The sequence below is a fragment of the Enterobacter cloacae complex sp. 2024EL-00711 genome (assembly GCF_047529885.1).
GTDB classification, from domain to species: domain Bacteria; phylum Pseudomonadota; class Gammaproteobacteria; order Enterobacterales; family Enterobacteriaceae; genus Enterobacter; species Enterobacter ludwigii.
In genome coordinates this window covers 131,873-152,653 of sequence record NZ_JBLIZC010000001.1, presented here as the reverse complement: position 1 = coordinate 152,653, position 20,781 = coordinate 131,873, and the positions used below count along the sequence as shown (strand labels likewise).

Annotated in this window: 21 protein-coding genes and 1 pseudogene; 10 read left to right on the top strand and 12 right to left on the bottom strand. The window is 52.5% G+C overall.

The annotated features are described in order from the left end of the window. Positions 1 to 65: 65 nt before the first annotated feature. The gene (locus ACMVME_RS00810; RefSeq protein ID WP_032680919.1) at positions 66 to 272 is read left to right on the top strand and encodes a hypothetical protein; all 207 of its coding nucleotides are present in this window, start codon (positions 66 to 68) and stop codon (positions 270 to 272) included. 58 nt (positions 273 to 330) lie between these two features. On the opposite strand, the gene ACMVME_RS00805 is transcribed toward ACMVME_RS00810, so the two are convergent. The 5 genes from ACMVME_RS00805 to ACMVME_RS00785 all read right to left on the bottom strand — a co-directional run bounded on the left by ACMVME_RS00805 (position 331) and on the right by ACMVME_RS00785 (position 2,165). Continuing rightward, positions 331 to 408, bottom strand: coding sequence for a hypothetical protein (locus ACMVME_RS00805; protein ID WP_223263916.1), 78 nt, complete (start codon positions 406 to 408; stop codon positions 331 to 333). Between the two features lie 69 nt (positions 409 to 477). Next, positions 478 to 891 carry a GFA family protein gene (locus ACMVME_RS00800; protein WP_032678258.1) on the bottom strand — a complete coding sequence of 138 codons (414 nt, stop codon included), beginning with the start codon at positions 889 to 891 and terminating at the stop codon, positions 478 to 480. A gap of 3 nt (positions 892 to 894) precedes the next feature. Next, on the bottom strand, positions 895 to 1,092 hold the full coding sequence (locus tag ACMVME_RS00795) for a hypothetical protein (protein ID WP_014170281.1): 198 nt from the start codon (positions 1,090 to 1,092) through the stop codon (positions 895 to 897). A 134-nt stretch (positions 1,093 to 1,226) separates the two neighbouring features. Then, positions 1,227 to 1,676, bottom strand: coding sequence for a hypothetical protein (locus tag ACMVME_RS00790; RefSeq protein WP_020884006.1), 450 nt, complete (start codon positions 1,674 to 1,676; stop codon positions 1,227 to 1,229). A gap of 144 nt (positions 1,677 to 1,820) precedes the next feature. Next, positions 1,821 to 2,165: a DUF1294 domain-containing protein gene (locus ACMVME_RS00785; RefSeq protein ID WP_063435130.1), complete on the bottom strand. Its 345-nt coding sequence runs from the start codon at positions 2,163 to 2,165 to the stop codon at positions 1,821 to 1,823. 90 nt (positions 2,166 to 2,255) lie between these two features. On the opposite strand from ACMVME_RS00785, the pseudogene ACMVME_RS00780 reads away from it, so the two are divergent. Further along, a pseudogene (locus ACMVME_RS00780) lies at positions 2,256 to 2,372 on the top strand (site-specific integrase); the annotation flags it as partial. Between the two features lie 141 nt (positions 2,373 to 2,513). After that, positions 2,514 to 3,449 carry a tRNA 2-thiocytidine(32) synthetase TtcA gene (gene ttcA, locus ACMVME_RS00775; protein ID WP_047744725.1) on the top strand — a complete coding sequence of 312 codons (936 nt, stop codon included), beginning with the start codon at positions 2,514 to 2,516 and terminating at the stop codon, positions 3,447 to 3,449. 50 nt (positions 3,450 to 3,499) lie between these two features. Here the strand turns inward: ttcA and dbpA are convergent, their stop codons facing one another. The 3 genes from dbpA to ACMVME_RS00760 form a co-directional block, all read right to left on the bottom strand. Further along, positions 3,500 to 4,873 (bottom strand): ATP-dependent RNA helicase DbpA, encoded by a 1,374-nt coding sequence (gene dbpA, locus ACMVME_RS00770; protein WP_068794673.1) that lies wholly within the window; start codon positions 4,871 to 4,873, stop codon positions 3,500 to 3,502. Positions 4,874 to 5,342: 469 nt separating this feature from the next. Then, complete coding sequence (zntB, locus tag ACMVME_RS00765; protein WP_014170313.1) at positions 5,343 to 6,326, bottom strand: zinc transporter ZntB; 984 nt, start codon at positions 6,324 to 6,326, stop codon at positions 5,343 to 5,345. 200 nt (positions 6,327 to 6,526) lie between these two features. Then, positions 6,527 to 7,678, bottom strand: coding sequence for a methyl-accepting chemotaxis protein (locus ACMVME_RS00760; protein ID WP_062777995.1), 1,152 nt, complete (start codon positions 7,676 to 7,678; stop codon positions 6,527 to 6,529). A 457-nt stretch (positions 7,679 to 8,135) separates the two neighbouring features. Here ACMVME_RS00760 and ACMVME_RS00755 point away from each other — a divergent pair, with 457 nt between their 5' ends. The 4 genes from ACMVME_RS00755 to ACMVME_RS00740 all read left to right on the top strand — a co-directional run bounded on the left by ACMVME_RS00755 (position 8,136) and on the right by ACMVME_RS00740 (position 12,585). Further along, complete coding sequence (locus ACMVME_RS00755) at positions 8,136 to 10,265, top strand: putative bifunctional diguanylate cyclase/phosphodiesterase (protein WP_047744727.1); 2,130 nt, start codon at positions 8,136 to 8,138, stop codon at positions 10,263 to 10,265. A 92-nt stretch (positions 10,266 to 10,357) separates the two neighbouring features. Beyond that, positions 10,358 to 11,590: a sensor domain-containing diguanylate cyclase gene (locus ACMVME_RS00750; protein WP_047744728.1), complete on the top strand. Its 1,233-nt coding sequence runs from the start codon at positions 10,358 to 10,360 to the stop codon at positions 11,588 to 11,590. Continuing rightward, positions 11,514 to 11,804 (top strand): Ecr family regulatory small membrane protein, encoded by a 291-nt coding sequence (locus tag ACMVME_RS00745; RefSeq protein ID WP_369797154.1) that lies wholly within the window; start codon positions 11,514 to 11,516, stop codon positions 11,802 to 11,804. The genes ACMVME_RS00750 and ACMVME_RS00745 overlap by 77 nt, the downstream gene beginning before the upstream one ends. A 217-nt stretch (positions 11,805 to 12,021) precedes the next feature. After that, positions 12,022 to 12,585 carry a DJ-1/PfpI family protein gene (locus ACMVME_RS00740; RefSeq protein WP_025204027.1) on the top strand — a complete coding sequence of 188 codons (564 nt, stop codon included), beginning with the start codon at positions 12,022 to 12,024 and terminating at the stop codon, positions 12,583 to 12,585. Between the two features lie 69 nt (positions 12,586 to 12,654). Here ACMVME_RS00740 and ACMVME_RS00735 read toward each other — a convergent pair whose 3' ends face one another. Further along, a complete protein-coding gene (locus ACMVME_RS00735; RefSeq protein WP_254660372.1) occupies positions 12,655 to 13,359 on the bottom strand; it encodes a hypothetical protein in 705 nt (234 codons plus the stop codon). A gap of 169 nt (positions 13,360 to 13,528) precedes the next feature. Then, on the bottom strand, positions 13,529 to 15,145 hold the full coding sequence (locus ACMVME_RS00730) for a peptide ABC transporter substrate-binding protein (RefSeq protein WP_032680908.1): 1,617 nt from the start codon (positions 15,143 to 15,145) through the stop codon (positions 13,529 to 13,531). A 185-nt stretch (positions 15,146 to 15,330) separates the two neighbouring features. Between ACMVME_RS00730 and mpaA the strand changes: the two genes are divergently transcribed. After that, positions 15,331 to 16,044 carry a murein tripeptide amidase MpaA gene (gene mpaA, locus ACMVME_RS00725; protein ID WP_020882474.1) on the top strand — a complete coding sequence of 238 codons (714 nt, stop codon included), beginning with the start codon at positions 15,331 to 15,333 and terminating at the stop codon, positions 16,042 to 16,044. Here the strand turns inward: mpaA and ycjG are convergent. Beyond that, positions 16,035 to 17,000, bottom strand: a complete 966-nt coding sequence (gene ycjG / locus ACMVME_RS00720) for an L-Ala-D/L-Glu epimerase (RefSeq protein WP_068794675.1) — start codon at positions 16,998 to 17,000, stop codon at positions 16,035 to 16,037. The genes mpaA and ycjG overlap by 10 nt on opposite strands. A 107-nt stretch (positions 17,001 to 17,107) precedes the next feature. On the opposite strand from ycjG, the gene tpx reads away from it, so the two are divergent. Both tpx and ACMVME_RS00710 read left to right on the top strand, forming a co-directional pair. After that, positions 17,108 to 17,614, top strand: coding sequence for a thiol peroxidase (tpx, locus tag ACMVME_RS00715; protein ID WP_014170323.1), 507 nt, complete (start codon positions 17,108 to 17,110; stop codon positions 17,612 to 17,614). Positions 17,615 to 17,946: 332 nt separating this feature from the next. Beyond that, complete coding sequence (locus ACMVME_RS00710; protein WP_068794676.1) at positions 17,947 to 19,155, top strand: aldose 1-epimerase family protein; 1,209 nt, start codon at positions 17,947 to 17,949, stop codon at positions 19,153 to 19,155. Positions 19,156 to 19,190: 35 nt separating this feature from the next. Here ACMVME_RS00710 and tyrR read toward each other — a convergent pair whose 3' ends face one another. Further along, positions 19,191 to 20,732: a transcriptional regulator TyrR gene (gene tyrR / locus ACMVME_RS00705; protein WP_014170325.1), complete on the bottom strand. Its 1,542-nt coding sequence runs from the start codon at positions 20,730 to 20,732 to the stop codon at positions 19,191 to 19,193. Between the last annotated feature and the right edge of the window lie 49 nt (positions 20,733 to 20,781).

Below are 20,781 nucleotides of genomic sequence, written 5' to 3'. Positions count from 1 at the left end.
CATATTTCCCTCTCTTCGCGCCTGTCGGCTCAGTGAATGTGTGAATCATCTCAAAAGGAAAATTTATGGCGGTGTCGTTAAGGGTAAGTTTAAAGAAACCCGTGTACACTCACATGATAGACTTTGCTTCATTAAGGATAACTGCATTGTTTGGTCGTGTATCAGTTGCCGTACTTACCCTTCTGGCGATTATATGGATGGCGTTAATTTTTGATTTTGGTGGTGTCGTTGGGCATCTCGGCGCGCTGTTGAACCATCTGGATGGCAGTTAAGGTTTCCCCCAAACAATACGCCACCAGCAGGGCCGGTGGCGGGAAACGTATCAACGGACTATTTTTTGACCGGCTGAGGCTTTTTATCACCTGACTCAGGCGCCTCACGCGGATCGTCTTTCTCAACATACAGCATATTTCTCTCCTGTTTCGGATACCCACTCCCCACTATAGGCCGCATTGTTAAAATCTGGCCAGGCGGCAGTTATGCTTCTTTTTGACGAAAAGAGAGGTAGCCGAAAACCCCGCTGTCGCCATCCGCGGGATGATTAACGCCGTCCATCACCGCCACTTCGGCAAAATCAAAGGGGGTCACATTTTCAAAACAGGCCACATTCACGCCGTATTCGTTGGGATTTGAACGCCGCTGATGGAAGGTATAAATCCCGCAGACCGAGCAGAAGAAATGGCGGGCTGTTCCTGTGTTAAAACGATATTCCGTGAGCTTATCCGCCCCTTTTGTTACGGTAATGCCCGACAGCGGTGCCGAGACCACCACGGCGCCCCGCATCCGGCAAAAAGAGCAGCTGCAGCGCCGGGCGGTATTTAATCCGTCTGAGAGTTCAACGGTAAACGTCACCGCGCCACAATGGCACTGTGCATGACGAATATCAGCCATCGGTTACACCCCCTTTCTCACGAGCTCGGCAGCCTTAACGAAAACCTCATCTTCAACGCCATCGCCTTTCTGTCTGCCGAGTCTGACCAGTTCACTCACAATACTGTCGCGATGGATGGGTTGCTGTGCTGAAACAAGACCGATAACGGCGGCGCCAATTGCCAGTCCCACTAATCCCGTTTGTTCATCTTTGTTCTTCATGTTTGTGCTCCCTTGTACAACACAAAAAGCGTAGCAGGATTGTGGTAAAACGTGGCGTTGTCACGGATGCTATTTATTCTGTGATACAGGGCGTAACCCCTTAGCTAACAGGTGATGAGGTCGAGGTGTACGTGTCAGAATCGCGGCGCGAGGCCGTATTTGGGCGCATTAATGTTCGCGGCCCAGACCTTGATGTCGTTTTGAAGAAGTAAGGTGAAATCCGATTTCAGATGGTTAACCATGCCGTTAACGCTCTGCGCATCTTTCACCGAAAAATGCTCTATCCGGTTCTGCCCGACCTGAACACAATAATACGTGGCCGGAAGCACTTTGCCATTCACGTTAAGTTCTTGTCGGGTCCCGCCACAGCGCCCTTCGGTGATATAGGAGACCAGCAAATTTGCTGATTTCCGCTCAGGCTGAGAGATGCTCAACATGACCGGGAAACCGTCTGAGGTCTGGGTCATATCGTAAAGAACAGCATTTTTTATATACCAGGTATTATATTCCCGCTCCTGAAAAGCTGACCTCGAAGGCGCAGAAACGACCACCAGCATTGCCAGTGTAATAGTTTGAATTTTCATGAGATGTTGTCATCCGTGTCGTTGCACATATTATTCAGATCGTGCAAAAAACAGCAACACCTTAAGAATATTCCTACTACTATTGGCAGTCGTTTTTAGTTATCTACCTTGGTCAGCGCGTTATTGCATTCCGTTTGTACACGCTCAGTACGTTAAAACAGGAAAGAGTTGGTACACCGCCACCATCGCTGAAATACTGACGATGACACTGACAATGAAGTAGGTTTTGAAGGGCTGCTTTTGCGTTTTATGGCGAAACAGTTGCTGACCTATAATCGCCCCGGGCCATCCGCCGATAAGGCCAAATACCAGCAATGTGGCTTCCGGCACTCTGCGCATGGCCCTTCGCGCCGCCATTTTGTCGGCGCCATACGTCGCTAACGTCAGTACGTTGATAAGCAGGAGCCACAGGATAAACGGATACGAGGTGAATAGACTTCCGATTGCGGCGATCAACAGAAGCAAATAACAAAAGCGATTGAGGGTCATAGCATAAGCCACTGGAATGTTCAGAGTATGTCGAAGCCGCATTATATGCGATATCACAAAGCAAGGTTGCTGCCGTCCACAATTCAAAATCCTGTAAAACGTGCTGGCATTCGGCGCAACAATCCGTACCATACACGGCACACTTTCGCATGCTGGTGGTTAACCGCAGGCGCTGACCCGTCTTTTATTGCCAGTCAGATGGGGCACTAAAATGCGCAGAGGGTGTTTGAAATCTAAGCTTCATAGAGTGAAGAGATGAACAGCAAAGAGAGGGCAATGCGGAAAGAAGCTGCCCCTCTAAACCGTTTGCCCCACTGGTGCCCCATTTGAAATTTGAGTACAGATTAAATGCAACAAAATCAAGATATTAATAAGAAAGAGCAATACAACCTGAACAAACTGCAAAAGCGTCTGCGCCGTAACGTTGGTGAAGCCATTGCAGACTTCAATATGATTGAAGAAGGCGACCGCATTATGGTCTGCCTGTCAGGGGGTAAAGACAGTTACACCATGCTGGAGATCCTGCGTAATCTTCAGCAAAGCGCGCCGGTGAAGTTTTCCCTGGTGGCGGTTAACCTCGATCAAAAGCAGCCTGGTTTCCCGGAACACATTCTGCCGGAATACCTGGAAAAACTGGGCGTTGAGTACAAAATCGTAGAAGAAAATACCTACGGGATTGTGAAAGAGAAGATCCCGGAAGGCAAAACCACCTGCTCACTCTGCTCTCGTCTTCGCCGCGGCATCCTGTACCGTACCGCGACAGAACTGGGTGCAACCAAAATCGCACTCGGCCATCACCGCGACGATATTCTGCAGACGCTGTTCCTGAACATGTTCTACGGCGGCAAGATGAAAGGCATGCCGCCAAAACTGATGAGCGATGACGGCAAACACATTGTGATCCGCCCGCTTGCCTACTGCCGCGAGAAAGATATCGAACGGTTCTCTCAGGCCAAAGGGTTCCCGATCATTCCATGTAACCTGTGCGGCTCTCAGCCGAACCTGCAGCGTCAGGTGATTGGTGACATGCTGCGTGACTGGGATAAACGCTATCCGGGTCGTATCGAAACCATGTTCAGCGCGATGCAGAACGTGGTGCCTTCTCACCTCGCGGACGTTGAGCTTTTCGATTTCAAAGGCATCAACCATGAGTCGGAAGTGGTGAATGGCGGCGATCTGGCGTTTGACCGGGAAGAGCTCCCCGTGAAACCTGCTGGCTGGCAGCCAGAAGAAGATGACAATCAGCTTGAAGAACTGCGCCTGAATGTCGTAGAAGTGAAATAGTGAAATAACGCAAACGCGTCTCAGACCACCGTCTGAGACGCGTTTAAACCTTATTTCAGCAGACGAACGCGACAGGTTTTACCCTTGATTTTCCCGTTCTGCAGCTGTTTCCAGGCCTTATGGGCAACCGACTGGCGAACAGCAACATAAACATGTGCAGGATGTACCGCAATCTTGCCGATATCCACCCCATCCAGCCCCACGTCTCCGGTCAGCGCACCAAGCACATCACCCGGACGCATCTTGGCTTTTTTACCGCCATCAATACACAGCGTTGCCATTTCTGCTTCCAGCGGAACGAGACTGACGTTGCCCGGTGCATTCACCCAGTTAAGCTTAATCTGCAGCATTTCAGACAGAATATTGGCGCGCTGCGCCTCTTCCGGTGCGCAGAAGCTGATGGCCAGACCGCTGTTTCCGGCACGCGCAGTACGGCCGATACGGTGAACGTGTACTTCAGGATCCCATGCCAGCTCGTAGTTCACGACCAGCTCAAGCGATTTAATATCCAGACCGCGCGCCGCCACGTCGGTGGCAACCAGCACGCGGGCGCTGCCGTTGGCGAAACGGACCAGCGTCTGATCGCGATCGCGCTGTTCCAGATCGCCATGCAACGATAACGCGCTCTGCCCTGCGGCGTTCAGGGCGTCACAGACCGCCTGACAATCTTTTTTGGTGTTACAGAACACCACGCAGGAAGCGGGCTGATGCTGACTGAGCACCTTCTGCAGGAGCGCGATTTTTCCGTGCTGGGACGTTTCATAAAACTGCTGCTCGATAGCAGGCAGCGCATCAACACTGTCAATTTCGATGGTGAGCGGATTTTTCTGCACGCGGCCACTGATTGCGGCGATCGCTTCAGGCCAGGTCGCCGAAAATAACAGCGTCTGACGGTCTGCAGGCGCGAAACGGATCACTTCATCGATAGCATCGCTGAAGCCCATATCCAGCATCCGGTCTGCCTCATCCATGACCAGCGTGTGTAATGCATCCAGCGAGACCGTACCTTTTTGCAGGTGATCGAGCAGTCGGCCAGGCGTCGCCACAATGATGTGTGGTGGATGCTGAAGCGAATCACGCTGTGCGCCAAACGGTTGTCCGCCACAGAGGGTTAAAATCTTGGTATTAGGCAGGAATCGCGCCAGACGACGCAGCTCGCCCGCGACCTGGTCCGCCAGTTCGCGGGTTGGGCACAGCACCAGAGACTGCGTCTGAAACAGCGCAGCATCAATATGCTGTAGCAGACCCAGACCGAAAGCCGCCGTTTTTCCGCTCCCTGTTTTAGCCTGAACGCGTACATCACGCCCCTCAAGAATGGCGGGCAATGCGGCCGCCTGAACAGGCGTCATGGTGAGGTATCCCAACTCGTTGAGGTTATCGAGTTGGGCGGCGGGCAGTACATTCAGGGTTGAAAAAGCGGTCACAATAGTCTCTCGTGGTCATCTTTGCGGTCAGATGGCGCGTATCCTCGCAGATCTCGGGGTTCGATGCGACAATTTAATCGGTTCTTCATCGGGCGGCGGGTCAGGCATGGGTTGCGGACGCGGAACAGGATCGGGCATCGGTGTCGGATCGGACTGACGTGAATACTGCAGTTGCAGAGCGAGTAAGATGCTCATCATTCCCTCCAGGTTTTACTGACGTCCCTTTTAGGGTAGACGCTGGGGAACAGGAGGCAAAAAAAAGCCGACTAGTTAAGTCGGCGTCGTACGAATCAATTGTGCTATGCAGTAATTCAAAAAAGGAAGTAAGACAATATGGAGCGCAACGCCCATCGCTTGACGTTGCATTCACCTGCGGGAGTAATATTGCACCTTACGGGGTCATTGTTTATTGACTTCGCTCAATTAAAAGAGCGTTTTGATCTCCGTAAAAGCTGAAAAAAGCGTAAATTTACAGCCATTTACTACGATGCAACCACCATGCAACACCACCGATCAAAACAACTAACATGACGCAAAATGCGGTAAAGCCATAATGGGCCGCGCCGCCGGGAATTCCGCCCAGGTTCACGCCAAACAATCCCGTCAGGAATGTGCTCGGCAGAAAGACCATTGCCATCAGCGACATTGTATATGTTCTTCTTGCCAGCGACTCCTGCATCACCTGCGCGATCTCATCCGCCATGACGCCCGTGCGGGCAATACAGGAATCGATTTCATCAAGTCCGCGCCCCAGCCTGTCGGCAATATCCTGCATTCGGCGTCGCTGATCGTCATTCATCCAGTTGAGCCTTTCGCTGGACAGACGCGCGTATACGTCCCGCTGTGGCGTCATATAGCGGCGCATAACAATTAACTGCTTACGCAGGAGCGCCAGAAAACCGCGCGGCGGGATCTGCTGATCGAGCAGGTTATCTTCGAGGTCGATGATTTTATCGTGCAGCTCTTCGATAAACTCACTCGCATGGTCAGTCAGTGCGTCGCAGACATCCACCAGCCAGCTTCCACAATCGGTCGGCCCGGTGCCCTCTTTCAGATCGTTCACGATATCATCCAGCGCCAGAACTTTACGCTGACGGGTGGAGACAATCAGACCATCGTCCATATAAACACGCATCGCGACCAGCTGGTCAGGACGCTCATCGGTGCTGCCGTTAATGCAACGCAAAGTGATGAGCGTGCCGTCCCCCATTCTGCTCACGCGTGGCCGCAGGCTTTCACCCGCCAGCGCATCACGCACGTTGTTCGGCAGGAGCGGCGTCGTGGCCAGCCAGTCGGCACTGTCCGGATGGGTATAGTTAAGGTGTAGCCAGCAGGGATGCTCATTATCAATGACATCGTTGTCTTCCAGCGGTCGGGCACCGCCACGACCATCCAGCACCCAGGCAAAAACTGCATCAGGAACGTTTAGTTCTGATCCTTTTATACTCTCCACCGCGCCTCCCCCTTTTCAGCTCTTTCGTTGTCAGTCTAGCTTTCATCAGGGGTTAAGCAACAACTATGTTTCGCATCGCGCTGAATTCGCTCAGGAAATAACCGTATTCCGCCAGGCGCCTTTTCAGACCGCACGGGAGGGTCATTCAGCGGCGAGAAGTCGAGATAAAAGAGCCCGGTTGACCAGGCTCTTTTCGTGCATCAGAGGGAGTGACCGGGACGCGAGTGGAATGACAGCGGGCCAGCATGAGAAGGCGTGGATTCAGCCTGATACCCCTTTTCGAGCCGGAAGTTACGCGTCCGCGCCTGCAGTTCACTTACCTGATTACGCAGTACATCAGAGGATCCGTTGAGTTCTTCTGCCATCGTAACGTTACTTTGCGTGACCCGTTCCAGCTCAGACAAGGCCAGCGTAATCTGGGAAATGCCTTTCTCCTGCTCTGACGTCGAGGTGAAAATGTCATCCATCAACTGGCTGACATTGCCGGAGCCGGTCACAATTTCTTGCATATTCTTTTCAGCCTCGGACACAACGGTCACGCCCTGAGTGACGTTATTGCTGGTCACTTCAATCAGCGTTTTGATGTTTTTGGCGGCATCCGCACTGCGGTGGGCCAGGTTTCGCACCTCTTCTGCCACCACCGAAAACCCTTTTCCGTGGTCACCGGCTCTGGCCGCCTCAACGGCCGCGTTTAGCGCCAGGATATTCGTCTGGAAGGCAATGCCGTCGATCATTGAGATAATCTCCGTCATTTGCTGTGCACATTCGGTAATGGATTGCATATTGGTGGCCACCTGCCCCATCAACTCGCCACCTTTGCGCGCCTGCAGTGTTGCCCTGTTTGCCTGCTCGCTGGCCAGTCGGGTGTTATCGGCATTATTTCGGGTACTTGCTGCCATCTGCTCCATGCTGGCAGCCGTTTGCACCAGCGATGCAGACTGCTGCTCTGTTTTCACCGAAAGCTGCGCGCTACGCGCGGAGAGTTGATCGGACAAGGTCATGGCGGTTTGCGACGAGGCCCTGATCTCGCGTACCAGGGTCGCGATGTTGCTGGAGAGGCTGTTAATCCCGGGGATTAAACGCCCTGCACAGTTATTGCCAAATTCAGGGATAATCACGCCAAGATTGCCTGCAGTCACTTCTTCAATACTTTTTTTCACAGTATTGATCGGCGTCACAAGATACTTAGTCATGTAGCCCCAGAGCAAAAATAGCGCAACGAAATTGATGATATTAAGTGAAATAAAGAGAGAGGATTTGCTGGAAAATAGAACAACGACACCTGCATCAACCAGGAAAAGACATAAAAGGAACCCGGCAATGAAGGTTCTGACACTAATATTTCTTAGCATAATTATATCCACGATTTTATATTTAGGTCGGCATTAAGATTTATAGCATTCGTGTTGTTGTTTGTCCTGATGAACAACGCTGGTTTCACCTTTCGCCGTTAGCCACCTGAGATTTAACTTAAGTCAGATAAAAACAGGGTATTAGTGAAAATGTTATATGCAGCATCCTGTGATACTGGTTTCCTGCCACTTTAAGCGATACCATCGCCTGCGATGAGACAATATGGCCGCGCTCATATTTAAGGGGCTTTGCTGCAATTATTCGCCTTTGTTTAGCAATGCTTAATAAGTGCCGGAAAGAATATATTTTATATTCACCGCCAGCCTTAACATTTTAATATGACCGGTCGTTTTGCACGATACCTAACTCATATTATTTGAATGCGCACGTACGTTGCCAGTTACAGACGTGCCCGGCAGGCGAAATCGGTAACCCTCTTTGGCGTGGGATTGCATAATGCTCAATATATCGTGGGACCCTGTGTTAATAGCCCTCTCGTATCTGGTGGCCTTTATCGCCTCATTTGTGGCCCTGGACAGCGCCGGAAAAATCCCGCTTTCCAGCCGTAAAACGGCGATGTTCTGGCGTATCGCCGGAGGCGTCACGCTTGGGATCGGGATCTGGTCAATGCACTTCATCGGCATGCTGTCGATGCAAATGCCGATGATAATGAGCTATAACCTCTGGTTAACCCTCGCCTCACTGGGCGTGGCGGTGGTAGCATCCACGGTCGCCATCAATATTGCCGTAACGGGTAAAACCCTTTCCCCTTTTCGATTGATCGTTGCCACGGTGCTCCTGAGTGCTGGCGTGGTCTGTATGCACTTTATCGGTATGGCCGCACTGATGCTGGACAGCCATATTCTCTGGGATCGACGCATTGTTGCCGTGTCCGTGTTGATTGCCGTTATGGCCTCCGGCGCGGCGCTGTGGCTGGCATTCCGCCTGCGGGATATGCGCAAAGGGGTGTTTATCAATCGTATTCTCGCGGCCTGCGTGCTGGGTGTCGCCATCTGCGCGATGCACTACACCGGCATGCATGCCGCCCATTTTCAGGAAATGACGCATTCTCTGCCCGGTGGTATCAGCGAGCTGGGGTTATCGGTCTGGGTTTCTGTCACCACACTGTGCCTGCTCGGCGGTATGTTAATGATTTCGCTCATCGACTCGCACCGGCGGACGAACCGACTGACCGACAACCTACGCCAGCTTAATCGTCAGCTTGAACTGCAGGCGCGGTTTGATGCGCTCACCGGTCTCGCTAATCGCCACCAGATGGACATTCGGATGCAGGATTGCCTGCGCAGCGCATTGCTCAGCAAGAAGCCATTCGCCGTGATTTTCCTCAACGTCGATCATTTCAAACGCATCAACGATACCTGGGGCCACAACACCGGGGATGAGTTGTTAATCTCTCTCGCGCAGCGCATTACCGCCCGCCTTACCCGCGAGATGACCCTCGCCAGGCTTGGCGGCGACGCCTTTATCCTGCTGGTTCCCGAGTGTGACGACGATAAACTCAACGCGCTGCTCACGACATTGCTGGAGGATATGCGCCGCCCGTTTTCACTTTGTGGGCACACGCTGAGCACAACAATCAGCGCGGGTGTCAGCCTCTACCCGCAGGATGGCGAGACGCTGCATGAGCTGAAGCTAAAAGCCGATGCGGCCCTGAATCGCGTCAAAGAGGATGGACGAAACGGCTGGGCCGTCTACCGGAACGAGATGTCAACGGCCATTCCGGCCAACCCCGGCTTCCTGCAGGAGTTAACTCAGGCGCTGGAACGCGATCAGTTTGAACTGTGGTATCAGCCGACCTGGCATGCAAAAGACACCACTATTCACGGTTTTGAAGCCCTTCTGCGCTGGCGGCACCCTGAGCAAGGGGTGTTGCTACCTAATCTGTTTTTACCGTCGCTGGAACAAACGGGGCTGATCATCCCGGTGGGGAACTGGGCGATTGAAGCGGCATGCCGTCAGCTTCATTTCTGGACAGAACAAGGTTTCAGCCAGTGGACATTGTCCTTTAACCTCTCCCCCGTCCAGTTCGAACAGCCGGATATCTTCCACATCATTTCGTCGATGTTGCATAAATATAATCTGTCGCCCTCCCGGCTTATCCTTGAGGTGACGGAAAGTACCGCACTGAAAAATCTCGACCGCAGTATTGAATTACTCAATGCGTTCAATCAAGCCGGGATTACCGTCTCGATTGATGATTTTGGCACCGGCTATTCCAACCTGTTGATGTTGAGCGTTCTGCCCGCTAAAGAGCTAAAAATCGACAAGAGCTTTGTGCACTCGATGCTGGTAAATGAAAAAAGCCGCAAGCTGGTGGAAACCATTATTAATATCGCCAGGACCATGGAAATGAATGTGGTTGCAGAAGGGATCGAGACGCAAGAACAACAGGTGGTGCTGACGGACCTCGGCTGTGATTACCTGCAGGGGTTCCTTTTCTCCCGTCCTTTACCTGCCGAACAGGTTCCCTGGCTGCTGCTGCAAAAAAACTCAGACAAACAAATTATACCCATTGGTAAAATTCACGCGGAACCCGCATATATTTCACAAAAAAATCATGCCTGACCGGGTTAAGTAGAGTATGTTTCAAAGGAGTCCACTCCCGTTAATTCTGTCATGATCCTCAGGCACATTGTGCCGATGTACAGGAATACGCTATGTCGCAAAATTGTTTTGATGCGCTGAATTTAATTAAAACCCCCGTGTGGCTCATTTCTCCTGCTTCAGAACAGATCATTTTTGCAAATGCGGCCGCCGCTCAGATCATGGGCGATAAAACCCTGGATGACCTACGCAAAGGTACCTATTCCGCCAATGCGCATCACGTGCTGTCGATGTATGTGCCTGAACTGAAGAATGAGCAGGAGATCGTCGAAATCTGGACCATCTCCCGCGATGGACATGAAGCCGCGTTGAGCTGCCGTCTTTCACTTGCCCATTTCGTGCCCCAGGGGAATGTTATTGTTTTTGAAGGGCTGACGCAGCAGGTTCTCTCCGGGCTTAAGGCCAGCCGCTCCGCGACCTACCAGCGCAAAAAACAGGGATTTTACGCGCGCTTTTTCCTGACCAACAGCGCGCCAATGCTGCTTATCGATCCGTCCCGGGATGGCCAGATTGTGGATGCCAATCTGGCGGCGCTGACTTTTTACGGTTATGCGCATGATGAAATGTGCAGAAAACATACCTGGGAAATCAATACCCTGGGGCGGGATGTGATCCCCGTGATGACGGAGATTGCCGCGTTGCCAGGCGGCCATAAGCCCCTCAACTTTATCCACCGTCTGGCCGATGGCTCCACCCGCCATGTTCAGACCTATGCCGGGCCGATTGAAATTTACGGCGACAAATTGATGTTGTGCATTATCCACGATATCACCGAGCAAAAAAGGCTGGAGCAGGAGCTGGAACACGCGGCACTGCGTGATTCCATGACGGGCCTGCTCAACCGGCGTCAGTTCTATATCATCACCGACCAGGCCAATACCCATCATCTTCCCGCGCAGCAGCAATTTAGCCTGCTGCTGGTGGATACCGATCACTTCAAAAATATCAACGACCTCTTCGGCCACCTGAAAGGTGATGAGGTACTGATCTCGCTCTCGCGCACGCTGGAAGCCTGTAGCCGCAAAGAGGACCTGGTCTTCCGCTGGGGCGGTGAGGAGTTCGTCATCCTGCTGCCGCGCACCCCGCTCGACACCGCCCTGCAAATCGCCGAAACTGTGCGCGATGCGGTCGCCCGCATCACGATCCCGGGTTTACCTCGTTTCACCGTCAGCATTGGCGTGGCGCGACATAATCCGGGCGAGAGTATGGATGAGCTGTTTAAACGTGTGGACGATGCGCTTTATCGCGCCAAAAGTGATGGGCGCAATAAAGTCCTGGCGGCATGAAACTGGTGTATCTTCGTCAGCCCCGTTACAATGCCCCTCTCGAATAAATGGACCACAGGTGGGTAGATGTGCAATGGGAAAAACAGAAATAATACTCACCATAATTATTTTATTCGTTATTATATTTGGCTTCTGGTTTATTTTCAGCGGTGAGATCTGGTTTCTGGTGGAATACCTTGAGAACAGTATCTACCCCACCTTCGATGCGCTATGACGCATGTTTAATTCCTTGTTTCACCTACCGAATTTGTCAGGTATCAGCACCGGTAAGAGGTGCGTAAAATACGCAACGTTATCCTCCAACAAGTTGATAACGAATCATTAAATCATTTGCTTATTTCGCCCGTTCTCTGACGGGCTTTTTTTATTTCCGGCAATTCAGCTGTGCCAGGCTATATCTTAAACATCGTTAAACCTAAAGGTGAGAAATGATGAGCAAGAAAATCCTGATGTTGGTCGGCGATTACGCCGAAGATTATGAAACAATGGTGCCCTTTCAGGCTTTACAGATGATTGGCCATCAGGTGGACGCTGTCTGCCCGGACAAATCCCGTGGCGACTACATCATGACGGCGATCCATGATTTCGACGGTGCCCAGACCTACAGTGAAAAGCCGGGCCACCGTTTTATCCTCAATGCCGATTTTTCCGCCGTAAAAGAGCAGGATTATGACGCGCTGCTAATCCCGGGCGGACGAGCCCCTGAATATCTCCGGCTAAATGATGACGTGCTGAAACTGGTGCAGGCCTTCGACGCCGCGCGCAAACCGATTGCTGCGGTTTGCCACGGACCGCAACTGCTCGCTGCTGCCGGCATATTAAAAGGACGAACCTGTAGCGCCTATCCCGCCTGTGCGCCTGAAGTCCGCCTCGGCGGCGGGCACTATGCCAATATCGGTATCGATCAGGCGCACGTAGACGGTAATCTGGTCACTGCTCCCGCCTGGCCTGCGCATCCGCAATGGCTGGCGAAATTCAGTGCATTGCTAGAATAACGTTGCCCTGCTCCCGCCAGCAGCGCCTGGCGGGAGCAATCCGCGGGGAATAATGTGTCGCCCGGCGATTTAGCGATCCTGCCGCTCCCACTGCGCTTCCCGCTCACGCGCTTTTCTGCGGGCTTCCTCTTTTTCACGATACAGTGGCGGATAGTAGATGTTCCCCCAGTCCCATTTACCGAACCAGAGACTCATCAGCGTACTAAAGATGAGTATAAGCACGGTATAAAACAGGACGGTTCCGCTTTCACCGCCGTGGCTGAACAGATCGATGACCAGCGAATGCTGCGCGTCGCTAAACCACTGCGGATGGTCATCAAGCATCATGAAAAACAGGATCCCAAAGAGTAAATCCCCGACTTTAAATCGCTCATGAAATTTCGTGCGCCAGTTTGCATTATGTTTTTCATAATAATTCAGCAGGAACTGGTTGTTTTCCTTCAACGCTAAATCAAGTACTTCGCCTGAAGGAACTTCACCCGACCTCTTCTGATAATCACTCTGCGCGCGCAAGAAATCCGGGAAGATTCTGCTGTAGATGAGCTCATTAAGTAATAGCCTGACGATATTGGCTATAAAAGGCATCAGGGTGGTGGCAATCAAACCTAAGGCAGCGAGCGCCACGCAGAAAAAACCCAGATGTTCGGTCCAGTTAAGTGTCTGAACAGGCCAGGTCAACATTCCTTGCCCGCTGTATACCAGCAGCGCCAGATCGGCGAAAAGGACAATATAGATGAAGCGGATAATCCATTGCCATTCCCAGATTTTATCCATAATCCCTAACCCTGCCGGGAAAGACGCTTTCTCTTTCTTTTCATCCGTCATCATTTACCTCCCCTTTGACTCACGGAACAAACATCCCTCGTTCAATAAAGAAAAACTGGCGCAAATGCGCCAGCTCTGAATTTAACGTTCACAACGAAGACCGGCGGTTCCCGGCTCGTCAGTGTTTCTCAATATACATCGTCCGGCTATAAGCCACGTCTTCCGGGTTATTAATGGGGTAACCTTTCACCCATGGTTTGATCAGGCGGCCGTTGGTGTACTGGTAAATAGGTGCGATTGGCGCTTTTTCCGTGAGGATTTTCTCCGCCATGTTGTAGTCTGCGTTACGCGCTTTCGCCGTGTTTTCGAGCGTCGCCTGATGGATAATTTTATCGTACGCCGGATCGTTGAAACGCGAGATATTGCCGCTGTGGGTTGAGGTCAATAACGACAGGAAGGTCGATGGCTCATTGTAATCCCCGACCCATGACGCGCGGATCACATCGAAATTACCGGTATTGCGGCTATCGATGTAGGTTTTCCACTCCTGGTTCTGCAGTTTGACGTCAACGCCGAGGTTTTTCTTCCACATCGAGGCCACCGCAATCGCGATTTTCTGATGGTTTTCTGACGTGTTGTACAACAGGTTCAGCTTCAGCGGGCGCTGAGGGCCATAGCCCGCGGCCTGAAGCAGCGTTTTCGCCTGGGCATTAAGTTCCTGCTGTGACATCTGCTCAAACGGCGAGGTTTCTGGCGTAAACCCTGCCGTCACGTCTGGCGTGAAATGCCAGGCGGGCTTCTCACCGGTTCCTAACACTTTGTCCGCCATGATGCGGCGATCGATGGTCATGCTCAGGGCGAGACGTACACGGGCATCGGCCGTGGGTCCTTTTTGCGTATTAAACGCATAGTAATAGGTGCCCAGCTGAGGCGGTGTATACACCTGTCCCGGAATGTCCTTGAGCAGCTTCTGATACATGTTTTTCGGGAACGATTCGGTGATATCAATATCATCCGCCAGATAGCGTTTAGTGGCCGAGGATTCCTGGTTAATCGGTATGAACGTCACTTTTTGCAGGACGGTTTTGGCGTTATCCCAGTAGTGTGTATTTGGCACCACAACCAGTTTTTCATTCACCACGCGATCTTTCAGAACGTAGGCGCCATTTCCGACCAGAGCCCCCGGACGCGTCCACTCTTTGCCGCTCTCCACATTGGCCTTTTGCACCGGATAGAAGGCAAAGTTTGCCGTCAGATTGCTAAACCACGGCAGCGGTTTATCCAGCTGCACACGTAAGGTTTTTGCATCTACGGCCGTCACGCCCAGCGTATCTGGCGCGGCTTTACCATCAATTATCGCCTGTGCGTTATGGATACCCGCCAGCGCAGCAAACCAGGCAAACGGAGACGTGGTTTTCGGATCAACCAGACGCTGCCAGCTGTAGACAAAATCCTGAGCGGTAACTGGAGAACCGTCAGACCATTTCGCGTTATCACGTAAGGAGAAGGTCCAGATACGGTTATCATTACTCTGCCAGCGCGTCGCCACGCCTGGGGTCAGTTCACCTTTCTCATTCTGATTAACCAGTCCTTCAAAAAGGTCGCGAATGACCTGTATCTCGGGTAATCCCACGGCTTTTGCCGGATCAAGGGAAGCCGGCTCATCTTTAATGTGTCTGACCAGCTCCTGTTTTTGCGCCAGTACCGTGCCCTGTGGCACATCAGCGGCGTACGAAAGTGAAGAGAGTCCGCACAGCAACAGTGCAGCACAGAGACGCGAAACAGGATGCTTCATAAGATCCCCTTTTATGAATTCAGGTAATAAGCAGATGCGTAATTATTTGTTTCGACAATGAGAATTGCAAATACCTTCCTCCGGAAAGTTGATATCCGGCAATTTTCCCGCCATACGGAAACTATTTGATTAACCGCGAGTTTTGCACAACACTGCCAGTAGAGACTTCTTTATCAGGATTTCCTATGGCAATCACCCGACCCAGAGCGGAACGCGGCGCCTTCCCGCCAGGTGCAGAACAGTATGGCCGTTCATTTTTAGGCGCATCGCTGATTTGGTTTCCGGCCCCCGATGCCGATCGCAACAGCGGTTTGATCATTGCCGGCACGCACGGCGACGAGAACTCTTCTGTCGTCACGCTCTCGTGCGCGCTGCGCACGTTGACGCCCAGCTTACGACGTCATCACGTGATTCTGGCCGTCAACCCGGATGGGTGTCAGCTTGGGTTGCGCGCCAATGCGCGGGGCATCGATTTAAACCGTAATTTCCCTGCAGCAAACTGGCGCGCCGGTGAAACGGTTTATCGCTGGAACAGCTCCGCCGAAGAGCGTGACGTTGTCTTACTGACCGGCGACACGCCGGGCTCGGAGCCGGAAACACAGGCGCTGTGCCAGTTAATCCATAAGATCCACCCGGCCTGGGTTGTCACCTTCCACGATCCGCTGGCCTGCATCGAAGATCCGCGGCACACCGAGCTGGGTGAATGGCTGGCGAATGCTTTCGCCCTGCCGCTTGTTTCCAGCGTGGGCTATGAAACCCCTGGCTCATTCGGCAGCTGGTGTGCCGACCTGGGATTACCTTGCATCACCGCGGAATTCCCGCCGATATCGTCAGACGAAGCCAGCGAAAAATATTTAAAGGCCATGGTGGAGCTTCTGCGCTGGCAGCCTCAAAAATGAAGGACGCCGCTGGTAAACGTGAGTGCCGGTGAAACGTCAACCGCCAGCCATGTCGGGCCATCAAGATCGGCAAAACTGACATGATTTACCAGCGGCAGCGCCGCGTTGATCGCCCGGGATGTACAGAGCATGCATCCCAGCATGATTGAAAACCCCTGAGCTTGCGCCTGTTCTGCCAGCGCCAGCGCCTCTGTTAGCCCGCCGGTCTTGTCGAGTTTGATATTGACCATCTCGTAACGGCCCTGCAGTTCAACCAGGCTATCGCACGTATGGCAGCTTTCATCCGCGCAGATGGGCAGCGGGTGGATAAAATTCTTCAGCGCCGCATCATCCTGTGCCGGCAGAGGCTGTTCCAGCATGGCCACGCCCAGGTCGGCCAGCAGCTGACATCGTGCGGCAAGGCCTTCGGGATGCCATGACTCATTCGCATCCACAATTAACGTGGCTGTCGGGACTGCCGAGCGGATAGCGACCATACGCTCGCTGATCAGACGATCGTCAAGCTTCACCTTTAACAGCGTCGCCCCCGCATCAAAGAGTGCTTTTGCGCTGGCGGCCATGTGTTCAGGCTCGCCAATCACCACCGTTTGCGCCGTGACAACCGATGTCGGCAACGTGACGCCTAGCAGCGTCGTCAGCGAGGTTTGCTGTTTGGCAGCCTCCAGGCTCCAGAGTGCGCAGTCAATCGCATTACGTGCCGCGCCGGCGGGTATACGCTGCTGTAACGCCTCGCGGGTGAGCCCTTTTTCCAGATCGGGAACGAGCGTCATGATAAGTGCCATTACCGACGCCAGACTTTCGCCATAGCGCGGGTACGGCGTGCATTCGCCGACGCCCTTAATGCCGTCCTCTTCTATCTCCACCACGACCACACTGGCTTCGCTTCGACTGCCGCGGGAGATCACAAACGGGGTATGCAATGGCCAGGCTTCTTCATAGACCTTAACGCTTCTCATCACTGACTCCTTGCGGCCCGGAAAGGCGAAAAAATTGGTTTGCCGTGTTATCCGCTGATGGCATACACTAGCCCCGACGTTAACTATATGTAAACAGGAAGATATCTATGTCACAACTCGTTCATTTCCAGGGCAACCCGGTTGCTGTTGCAGGTTCCATTCCACAGGCTGGCAGCAAAGCACAGGCTTTTACTCTGGTGGCTAAAGATCTGTCTGACGTCACACTGTCTCAGTTTGCTGGCAAACGCAAAGTCCTGAACATTTTCCCAAGCATCGACACCGGCGTCTGTGCTGCATCCGTGCGCAAATTCAACCAGCTGGCGACGGAAATGGACAACACCGTTGTGCTGTGTATTTCTGCCGATCTGCCGTTCGCCCAGTCCCGTTTCTGCGGTGCTGAAGGTCTGAGCAACGTCATTACCCTCTCCACCCTGCGCAGCCCGGATTTCCTGGAAAACTACGGCGTGAGCATCGCGGAAGGCCCACTGAAAGGCCTGGCAGCGCGCGCTGTACTGGTTATCGATGAAAATGACAACGTCGTGTTCAGCGAACTGGTTAACGAAATCACCACCGAGCCGGATTACACTGCCGCGTTGGACGTGTTGAAAGCATAATGAATGCTTAGCATTCTATATAGCTTAGCAATCTAATGAAATAACAGGGTTTATTTCTCTTTGCAGGCTCTGGAAGACGACACATGACAAACCTCGCACTGGCGGGGTTTTTTATTCCCTTCAAGCTGAATCGTTAAAGCTAAACCCTTCACCGTTCACATTTACTGTGCAAATAATTGTATTGAAGTTAACTTAATTGCGATCTTATTCTCATATTAGACCTTAAATATTCATATTTTCTTCCCCAGTGAAGCACATCACATTTCCCTTCAGGTCAAAACATTAGATTTGCTGACGAAAGCAAATAATCGTTTCAGCAAAAAGGAAGGGATATGAAAATTAAACTGGCTATTACGCTCCTTGCAGCTTTGATTTCGGGTCATGCTGCGGCGAAAACCTGGGTGCTGACAAGCGCTGAAAGCGGCGTGGAGAAAGGAAACTGGAAAATAACGAGCGATGAGCTGAAGGTAAAAGATCAGGCGTTCAGCATTGAACAAAAAGTGTTGCACGGTGGCAAACAGGAAGGCAGCAAAATCCTTGTTATCAGCAGTAAAAGTGGCCTGACCATTACCTTAAGCCCTTCTCGCGGCATGAACCTGCTCCATGTGGAAGGCTTCGGCACCAGAATGGGCTGGGATTCCCCGGTAAAAGAGGTCGTGAACCCGGCATATATTAATCTGGAAAGTCGCAACGGGCTTGGCTGGCTGGAAGGTTTCAACGAGATGATGGTGCGCTGTGGCTATGAGTGGACGGGGCATCCGGTCACGGCTGACGGCCAAATCTACACGCTTCACGGCAAGGCGGGCAATACGCCTGTCTCGCAGGTTGAAGTTGAGGTGGCTGACGCTGCCCCCCATGAAATTCGAATTCGCGGTTTGATCAAAGAGAGCACGTTCAAAAAAGCAGATTTGCAGACCATGACCGAACTGCGTTACGTCCCAGGAACCAACCAGTTCAGTTTGCATGATGTCCTGACAAACCATGCCGATTACCCGCATGATTATCAAATCATCTACCACAGTAACTTTGGTACCCCGATCCTCGAAGAAGGTGCACGCTTCCTTGCCCCGGTCGCGAGCGTCAGTCCATTCAATGACTACGCAAAAGCCGGTGTCAACGACTGGCATACCTATGCCGGGCCAACGAAAGGCTTTGATGAGATGGTGTTTAACCTCAAACCGCTTGCGGATAACAACCACGAAACCCTCGCGGCCGTGGTGAATAAAGCCGGTGATAAAGGGGCGTCCATTCAGTTTGATACCCGCCAGTTGCCGGTGCTGACCTTATGGAAAAATACCGACACCCTGAAGCAAGGTTATGTCACCGGCATTGAGCCGGGTACCAGCTACGCCTACCCGGTCACCATTGAGCGCGAACAAAAACGCGTTAAGCAACTGCAACCGGGAGCCAGCACACAGTTTGATCTGACCTATACCTTGCTCCATAACCCGCAACAGGTGAAAGACGTGGAGAACCGAATTGAATCGCTTCAGGGAGAGACAAAGGTCGACATTAATAGCACCCCTATCGCAAAAGAATGAGTAAAAAAAAGCCTCTTTACAGAGGCTTTTTACCGTTATTCGTCACCCTTCTTCTGATTCAAACCATACTCTCGCAACTTATTGGCAATCGCCGTGTGTGAAACGCCAAGGCGTTTTGCCAGCTTACGGGTGCTTGGATAGCTACGGTATAGTTGCGTCAGCACGGAGCGCTCAAAACGGCTGGTAATGTCATCCAGCGAACCTTCCATCGCCTCTTCACCTACTGACACCGTCCCGGCATCGTAATCCGGTAACAGAATATCCTGCGGACGCAGTTCATAACCTTCCAGCTGCGTCAGTGCGCGGTAAACGGCGTTCTTGAGCTGGCGAATGTTGCCCGGCCAGCCGTAGCGCATGAGCACCGTGCCGAGATCGGCTGAAAGCTTCGGACGCGGTACCCCCTGCTCGTCGGCAAAGCGCGCCACAAAGAGTTCGGTCAGCGGCATGATATCCTGCGGGCAATCGCGCAGCGGTGGGATATTCAGGGTCAGGACATTCAGGCGGTAGTAGAGATCCTCGCGGAATACCCCTTTTTGCACCAGTTCGACCAGGTTTTTCTGCGTCGCACAAATCACACGCACATCCACATGAACTTCGTGATCCTCGCCTACACGGCGGAACGTGCCATCATTGAGGAAGCGCAGCAGCTTAGCCTGCATGCGTGGCGACATTTCACCAATCTCGTCCAGCAGCACGGAGCCGCCGTTAGCCTGCTCGAAGAACCCTTTCTTACCTTCCGGCGCGTGACCAAATAATTCGCTTTCGACGGCATCTTCCGGAATCGAGGCGCAGTTGAGGGCCAGATACGGTTTTGCCGCTCGCGGGCTGGCCAGGTGCACAGCGTGCGCCAGCAGGTCCTTCCCGGTACCGGTATCGCCGGTAATCAGCAGTGGCGCGGTCAGACTCGCGAGTTTGCGCGCCTGGTCTACCACATGCCGCATTTTCGGGCTGACGGCAATAATCTGGCTGAATGCCCCCACATCCTGACTGGAGATATTTTGCAGCTGACGGCCCATGCGCACGGTAGAACGCAGCATGATCACGGCGCCGGTCAGAACGCGCGTGTCGGCCTCGCCTTTCAGATAGACCGGCGTTATCTCCATTAAGAAATTCTGTCCGTGGATAACCACATGCTCGCTGTGGGTGTTCTGCGGGTTGCTGTCCAGCCAGCGCTGGAAGTTAAAGCCGGGAATCAACTGTGCTGCGTTGTGGTTGCTGAGTTTTTCCTGACTCTGCGCGAACAGCTGGCAGCTGGCATGGTTAACACGCTCAACCTTACTTTTTAAATCCAGGGAGAGGAAAGGCTCTGGCATAGCTTCAAGCAATGCGCTCAATGCCAGATGCTCACGCTCCGACGGCATCCAGGGGATGGTGCGTACATCCGTAACGCCAGCGATACGGCGTATTTCTGCCATCAGGCTACTGAACGTATTAAATTCAATTTCGGCAAAATTGAGGTAAATTCGCCCGACAGGATCGATCTCAATGCCACGTAAATCAATGCTACGTAAAACAAGAAGATCGAGTAATTCGCGGGTCAGACCGAGACGGTCTTCACAGAAGACTTCAAGACGCATGGGAAATTCACCGTTTTAAGCCAATAACATTAAAATGATATGTCAGAAC

Coding starts and splice junctions, on each gene's coding strand:
- ACMVME_RS00810 (WP_032680919.1), top strand. CDS start 66: ATGGCGGTGTCGTTAAGGGTAAGTTTAAAGAAACCCGTGTACACTCAC.
- ACMVME_RS00805 (WP_223263916.1), bottom strand. CDS start 408: ATGCTGTATGTTGAGAAAGACGATCCGCGTGAGGCGCCTGAGTCAGGT.
- ACMVME_RS00800 (WP_032678258.1), bottom strand. CDS start 891: ATGGCTGATATTCGTCATGCACAGTGCCATTGTGGCGCGGTGACGTTT.
- ACMVME_RS00795 (WP_014170281.1), bottom strand. CDS start 1,092: ATGAAGAACAAAGATGAACAAACGGGATTAGTGGGACTGGCAATTGGC.
- ACMVME_RS00790 (WP_020884006.1), bottom strand. CDS start 1,676: ATGAAAATTCAAACTATTACACTGGCAATGCTGGTGGTCGTTTCTGCG.
- ACMVME_RS00785 (WP_063435130.1), bottom strand. CDS start 2,165: ATGACCCTCAATCGCTTTTGTTATTTGCTTCTGTTGATCGCCGCAATC.
- ttcA (WP_047744725.1), top strand. CDS start 2,514: ATGCAACAAAATCAAGATATTAATAAGAAAGAGCAATACAACCTGAAC.
- ACMVME_RS00760 (WP_062777995.1), bottom strand. CDS start 7,678: ATGCTAAGAAATATTAGTGTCAGAACCTTCATTGCCGGGTTCCTTTTA.
- ACMVME_RS00755 (WP_047744727.1), top strand. CDS start 8,136: ATGCTCAATATATCGTGGGACCCTGTGTTAATAGCCCTCTCGTATCTG.
- ACMVME_RS00750 (WP_047744728.1), top strand. CDS start 10,358: ATGTCGCAAAATTGTTTTGATGCGCTGAATTTAATTAAAACCCCCGTG.
- ACMVME_RS00745 (WP_369797154.1), top strand. CDS start 11,514: ATGAGCTGTTTAAACGTGTGGACGATGCGCTTTATCGCGCCAAAAGTG.
- ACMVME_RS00740 (WP_025204027.1), top strand. CDS start 12,022: ATGAGCAAGAAAATCCTGATGTTGGTCGGCGATTACGCCGAAGATTAT.
- ACMVME_RS00735 (WP_254660372.1), bottom strand. CDS start 13,359: ATGGATAAAATCTGGGAATGGCAATGGATTATCCGCTTCATCTATATT.
- ACMVME_RS00730 (WP_032680908.1), bottom strand. CDS start 15,145: ATGAAGCATCCTGTTTCGCGTCTCTGTGCTGCACTGTTGCTGTGCGGA.
- mpaA (WP_020882474.1), top strand. CDS start 15,331: ATGGCAATCACCCGACCCAGAGCGGAACGCGGCGCCTTCCCGCCAGGT.
- ycjG (WP_068794675.1), bottom strand. CDS start 17,000: ATGAGAAGCGTTAAGGTCTATGAAGAAGCCTGGCCATTGCATACCCCG.
- tpx (WP_014170323.1), top strand. CDS start 17,108: ATGTCACAACTCGTTCATTTCCAGGGCAACCCGGTTGCTGTTGCAGGT.
- ACMVME_RS00710 (WP_068794676.1), top strand. CDS start 17,947: ATGAAAATTAAACTGGCTATTACGCTCCTTGCAGCTTTGATTTCGGGT.
- tyrR (WP_014170325.1), bottom strand. CDS start 20,732: ATGCGTCTTGAAGTCTTCTGTGAAGACCGTCTCGGTCTGACCCGCGAA.